The organism is Streptomyces sp. NPDC058683 (genome assembly GCF_042716195.1).
Taxonomy (GTDB): domain Bacteria; phylum Actinomycetota; class Actinomycetes; order Streptomycetales; family Streptomycetaceae; genus Streptomyces.
Genome location: NZ_JBHXSK010000114.1, coordinates 1 through 6,680, shown reverse-complemented (window position 1 = coordinate 6,680; position 6,680 = coordinate 1). Strand labels below are relative to the sequence as shown.

At 69.5% G+C, this 6,680-nt stretch carries 2 protein-coding genes; both read left to right on the top strand.

All coding sequences use genetic code 11. The annotated features are described in order from the left end of the window. A partial coding sequence (locus tag ACFWXC_RS52720; RefSeq protein ID WP_384491452.1) for a beta-ketoacyl reductase occupies nt 1-1,244 on the top strand: 1,244 nt, incomplete at its 5' end. 70 nt (nt 1,245-1,314) lie between these two features. Further along, nucleotides 1,315-6,680 (top strand): SDR family NAD(P)-dependent oxidoreductase (locus tag ACFWXC_RS52715; protein WP_384491450.1); only part of this gene is annotated, 5,366 nt, incomplete at its 3' end.

The window sequence follows — 6,680 nt, the reverse complement described above, 5'->3', positions numbered from 1 at the left end:
CGGTCTTCGCCCGGCATCTGGCGGAACACCACGGCGCTAGGCGGCTGTTGCTGGTGAGCCGGCGCGGCCCGGAAGCAGCCGGTGTCACCGAACTCGTACAAGAGCTGGAGGCGTTGGGTGCCTCGGTGCGGGTCGAGGCGTGTGATGTGTCCGACCGCGACCAACTGGCAGCGTTGATCGGCTCGTTGGAGCACCCGCTCACCGCCGTCATTCACGCGGCCGGTGTCCTGGACGACGGTGTGATCACTTCTCTCACGCCCGCGCAGGTGGAGCGGGTGATGCGGCCGAAGGTGGACGCGGCCCTGCACTTGCATGAGCTGACTGCGGACATGGAGTTGTCGGCGTTCGTGCTGTTCTCCTCCGTCGCTGCCCTGATCGGCAGCCCTGGCCAGGGCAACTACGCCGCGGCCAATGCTGTGCTCGACGCCCTGGCCGCGCACCGTCGTGCTACCGGCCTGCCGGCGACCTCGTTGGCCTGGGGTCTGTGGGCGGATGCGACCGGGATGACCGGGGAGTTGGACGAGGCGGAGCTGGCGCGGTTGGAGCGGCAGGGCGTCGGTGCGCTGTCGTCCGAGCTGGGTGTGGAGTTGTTCGACCGGTCGCAGCGGCTAAATGCGGCGCTCGTCGTGCCGGTGCGGTTGGATCAGGGTGCGTTGCGGGCGCAGGCGCGGGCGGGGATGCTTCCGGCGTTGCTGCGTGGACTGGTGCGTATGCCTGCCCGTCAGGTGGAGAGCGCGGGCGGATCACTCGCCGAGCGGCTGGCCGCCGTACCGCAGACGGACTGGGAGCGCGTCACGCTCGATCTGGTGCGCGGCCAGGTCGCGGCCATCCTCGGCCACGCCTCTTCCGACGCGATCGACCCGGACCGTGCTTTCAAGACACTCGGCTTCGACTCGCTGGCCGCGGTGGAACTGCGTAACCGGCTCACCCAGGCAACCGGTCTGCGGCTGCCCACCACGCTCGTCTTCGACCACCCGACCCCCGAGGCCGTTGCGCAGTACCTGATCCCCGTCGCCATGCCGGACGGCACGGCGCCGGCTCAGCGGTCGTCGGAGGAGGACGAGATCCGCGAGCTGCTGGTGTCGATCCCGATCGGCCGGCTGCGTCAGGCCGGGCTGCTCGAAACGCTCATGGAGCTGGCGAACAGCTCCGAAGACGTCACACCGACCGCCGGGGACACCGAGTCGATCGACGAGATGGACGTCGACGCCCTGATCCGGATGACCCAAGAGGACATGGCATGACGACGACAGCAATCCCGAACCTGATCGAGAACGTGGTCGCCGCTGTGCGCCCGGAGGTGAAGGCGTAGCCATGGCCGCCAACCAGAACGAACTCGTCGAAGCCCTCCGTAAATCACTCAAGGAGACCGAGCGCCTGCGCCAGCAGAACCGGCGGCTCCTCGCCCAGTCGACCGAGCCTCTGGCCATCGTCGGCATGAGCTGCCGGTACGCCGGCGGCGTCACCTCCCCGGACACGTTGTGGCAGCTGGTGTCCGAGGGCCGCGACGCGGTGTCCGGCCTGCCGCAGGACCGCGGCTGGGATGTGGAGCGCCTGTATGACCCGGATCCGGAGCGGGTCGGCAAGGTCTACGCGAGCGGCGGCGGGTTCGTCGACGGCGTCGGGGACTTCGACGCGGGGTTCTTCGAGATCAGCCCGCGTGAGGCGCTGGCCACCGATCCGGCCCAGCGGTTGATGCTGGAGGCGGCGTGGGAGGCGTTCGAGGACGCGGGTATCGCCCCGACCTCGCTGCGCGGCAGCGACACAGGCGTGTTCTGCGGCGCGGTGCCCTCCAACTACGGCGGGCAGATGCTCCCGGAGCTGGAGGGGTTCCGCCTCACGGGTACGACGACCAGCGTGGTGTCCGGCCGGGTCGCCTACAGCCTCGGCCTGGAAGGCCCCGCCGTCACGGTGGACACGGCATGCTCGTCGTCCCTGGTCGCGATGCACATGGCCGCACAGGCGCTGCGCTCGGGCGAGTGCTCCCTCGCCCTGGTGGGCGGCGTGACGGTGCTCGCCGGACCCTTCCTGATGGTGGAGTTCAGCCGCCAGCGAGGCCTCGCCCCCGACGGACGCTGCAAGCCGTACGCGGCAGCTGCCGACGGTACCGGTTTCTCGGACGGTCTTGGTCTGGTCGTGCTGGAGCGGTTGTCGGATGCGCGGCGGAATGGCCACCGCGTGCTGGCCGTCGTGCGTGGTAGTGCGGTGAATCAGGACGGTGCGAGTAATGGTCTGACGGCGCCGAACGGTCCTTCGCAGGAGCGGGTGATTCGGCAGGCGTTGGCGAACGCGGGGTTGAGCCCTGCTGATGTCGATGCGGTGGAGGGTCATGGGACGGGCACGAAGTTGGGTGACCCGATCGAGGCTCAGGCGTTGTTGGCGACGTATGGGCAGGAGCGGGCAGGCAACGATCCGCTGCGGTTGGGGTCGATCAAGTCGAACATCGGGCATACGTCGGCGGCGGCTGGTGTCGCCGGTGTGATCAAGATGGTCATGGCGATGCGGCATGGTCGGCTGCCGTCGACGCTGCACGTGGACGCTCCCTCGCCGCATGTCGACTGGGAGGCCGGGCAGATCCGGCTCCTGACGGAGGCGGAGGAGTGGCCTGCGGGTGAGCGGCCGCGACGTGCTGGAGTGTCGTCGTTCGGGATCAGCGGCACGAACGCCCACCTCATTCTGGAAGAGGCTCCGGAGGGTCCTGCGGAGTCGGCCGCGGAAGTGAGCGTGCCGGACCGGCCGGCTGCGGTGCTGCTGTCGGGTAAGGACGAGGTGGCGTTGCGTGCGCAGGCGGAGCGGTTGCGTGCGCATGTGGTGGCTTCCCCAGGAGTGGGGTTGGCGGATGTTGCTTTCTCGTCGGTGGTGACGAGGGCGCAGTTGGAGCAGCGGGCTGCGGTGGTGGCGTCGGGTCGGGAGGGGTTGCTGGCGGGGCTTGCGGCTTTGGCCGGCGGTGAGGCTGCGGCCGGGGTGTTCGACGGTCAGGCGAGTGCGGGGCGTACGGCGTTCTTGTTCACGGGGCAGGGGGCGCAGCGGGCCCGGATGGGTGTGGAACTCGCCGCCGTCTACCCGCAGTTCGCGCGGGCGTTGGATGAAGTGTGTGCGGAGCTGGATCCACGGCTGGGCCGTTCGCTGCGGGACTTGCTGGCTGCCGAGGACGGCTCTGCGGATGCGGCTGTCCTGAATGCGACGGAGTTCACGCAGGCGGCGTTGTTCGCGGTCGAGGTGGCACTGTTCCGGCTGGTCGAGTCCCTCGGAGTGCGCCCGGACTATCTGATCGGGCACTCGGTCGGTGAGCTGGTGGCCGCCCATGTGGCGGGAGTGCTGTCGCTGGCGGATGCGTGTGCGCTGGTGGTGGCGCGGGGCCGGTTGATGGGTGCGTTGCCTGCCGGTGGTGGGATGGCGGCGGTGCAGGCGGCGGAGGAGGAGGTTGCCGGGGAGCTGGCGGGGTTCGAGGACCGGCTGGGGATCGCGGCGGTCAACGGTCCCCGCTCGGTCGTGGTCTCCGGTGATCTGGATGCGCTGGATGAGTGGCTGCCGCGGTGGCAGGGCCGTAAGACGAGCCGGCTGCGGGTCAGTCACGCCTTCCACTCGCATCGGATGGAGCCGATGCTGGCGGAGTTCCGTGCCATAGCCGAGGGACTGACGTTCGGCGTTCCCCGGATTCCGGTGGTGTCGAATGTGACCGGTGCTCTGGTGTCGGCGGAGTTGGCTGATCCGGGTTACTGGGTGGATCACGTTCGTCAGGCGGTTCGGTTCACGGACGGGGTGCGTACCCTCCAGGCCGAGGGTGTGACGCGGTTCCTGGAGTTGGGTCCGGATGGTGTGCTGACGGCGTTGGCGCGGCAGGCGGTGGATGAGGACACCACGGCGCTGTTCGCGACCGCATTACGGGCCCGTCACCCTGAGGCGGAGACGTTCGCCGCGTTTCTCGCGCAGGCGCACGTAGCTGGCGTGTCGGTGGATTGGTCGGCGCTGTACGCGGGCACGGGCGCCCGGCGCGTCCCTCTGCCGACCTACGCCTTCCAACGTGAGCGGTACTGGCTGGCTCCTGGTGCCGGGGCAGGTGACGCGGCTGCTGCCGGACTCGGGCGGCTCGACCACCCTCTGCTGAGTGCGGCGGTGTCGGTCGGTGACCGGGACGAGTGGGTGCTGACCGGGCGCGTGTCCACCGAAACGCAGCCCTGGACCGCAGAGCACGTACTCCTCGGCAACATCGTCGTCCCTGGCACCGCACTGATCGAACTGGCACTCACCGCCGGCAGGCATACCGCCACCCCGGTCGTCGAGGAGCTGATCCTGGAGTCCCCGTTCCTTCTCCAGGAGGGTGCCGCGGTTCAGGTTCAGGTCACTGTCGGAACGCCTGACGAGGATGGCCGCCGTGCCATCGCGATCTACACCCGTCCCGAGGCCGAGGCGGAGATCTACGAAGCGGGCGCGGCCGAGGCGGCGATGTGCCATGCCCGTGGCTTTCTCGCCCCCGAGGCCGGGCCTGCCACGGCGTGGCCCGCCGAGTGGCCGCCGGAGGGCGCGGAGCCGCTCGCGGTCGAGTCGTTCTACTCACGGCTGAGCGACATCGGTTACGACTACGGCCCCGTTTTCCAGGGGCTGCGCGCCGCCTGGCGGGACGGTGACGAGATCTACGCCGAGGTCTCGCTCACCGACGAGCACGTTGACCCCGCTCGGGCGTTCGGTATCCACCCTGCCTTGTTCGACGCCGCGTTGCAGAGCGGCGCGGTCCTGCTGGTCGACGGCGACGGCGACGGCGGTGGGCATCGGATGCCGTTCAGTTGGGCCGGTGTACGTCTCTCCAGCCGGGGCTCCTCGCGACTGCGGGTCCGGGTCGCGTCAACCGGCGACTCCGCGTTGCGGCTCGACGCGGTCGACGACGCGGGTGCCGAGGTCGTGTCCGTCAGGTCCATCGTCGCTCGCCCTGTCGACCGGACGCAGCTTGAGAGCGCCGGGCGGTCGAGCAATAGCTCGCTGTTCACGGTCGACTGGGCGGAAGTCCCGGCCGCCGAAGAGTCGGAAGCCTCCGTGCGGGTTGCTTCGCTCGGTGAGGACGGGGACGGCGGCGGTCTGGATGCGTTGGAGCGGGCCGTGGCTGAGGGAGCCGGGGTTCCGGATGTGGTGGTTGCCGAGGTTGCGGGGCTGGCGGATACGGCGTCGTCGGTTGTGGTGCGGGTGTTGGGGTTGTTGCAGCGGTGGCTGGCGAGTGAGGTGTTGGCTGGGGCGCGGTTGGTGGTGGTGACGCGTCGGGGTGTGGCGGTGGGTGATGAAGCGGCCGATCTGGTGCAGGCGCCGGTGTGGGGTTTGGTGCGTAGTGCGCAGTCGGAGCATCCGGGGCGGATCACGCTGGTGGATGTGGATGTGGATGTGGATGTGGATGTGGATGGTGAGGGTGGTGTGCCGGACTGGGGTGTGGTGGCTGCTCTTGATGAGCCTCAACTCGCAGTTCGTGGGGGTAGGTTCCTGGCACCGAGGCTGGCGCGGGTGTCGGCGGTGTCGGTCGCGGGTCCGGTGCTGGATCCGGATGGCACGGTGCTGATCACGGGTGGTACGGGTGGTCTGGGCGCGGTCTTCGCCCGGCATCTCGCCGAACGGCGTGGCGCCAAGCGGCTGTTGCTGGTGAGCCGGCGTGGGCCGGGGGCGGTTGGTGTGTCGGGGTTGGTTGGGGAGTTGGAGGGGCTGGGTGCCTCGGTGCGGGTCGAGGCGTGTGATGTGTCTGACCGCGACCAACTGGCCGCTCTGATCGGTTCGTTGGAGCACCCGCTCACCGCCGTCATTCATGCGGCCGGTGTCCTGGACGACGGTGTGATCACCTCTCTTACGGCTGAGCAGGTGGAGCGGGTGATGCGGCCGAAGGTGGATGCGGCGCTGCACTTGCATGAGCTGACTGCGGACATGGAGTTGTCGGCGTTTGTGCTGTTCTCGTCCGTGGCGGCCCTGATCGGCAGCCCTGGCCAGGGCAACTACGCCGCGGCCAACGCCGTACTCGACGCCCTGGCCGCGCACCGTCGTGCTGCCGGTCTGCCGGCGACTTCGCTGGCGTGGGGGTTGTGGGCGGATGCGACGGGGATGACCGGGGAGTTGGACGCGGCGGAGCTGGCGCGGCTGGAGCGGCAGGGCGTCGGTGCGCTGTCGTCCGAGCTGGGTGTGGAGTTGTTCGACCGGTCGCAGAGGCTGGATGCGGCGCTCGTCGTGCCGGTGCGGTTGGACCAGGCTGCGTTGCGGGCTCAGGCGCGCGCGGGGATGCTCCCGGCGTTGCTGCGCGGGCTCGTACGTATGCCCGCTCGCCGTATGGGGAGCGCGGGCGGATCACTCACTGAGCGACTCGCCGACGTCCCGCAGCCGGACTGGGAGCGGGTGGTTCTGGAGTTGGTGCTGACGCAGGTCGCGGCGGTGTTGGGGCATGCTTCGGCTGCCGCGATTGATCCGGGGCGGGCGTTCAAGGAGTTGGGTTTCGATTCGCTGGGTGCGGTGGAGTTGCGGAACCGGCTGACGCAGGCGAGTGGTCTGCGGCTTCCGTCCACGCTGGTCTTCGACCACCCGTCGCCGGCTGCCGTGACCCGGTTCCTGCTGGCGGAGGTCGGTGGGGGTGAGGGTGTTGTTGAGCGGCGGGTGGTGCGGGGGCGGCGTTCGTCGCGGGTGGATGAGCCGTTGGCGATTGTGGGGATGAGTTGTCG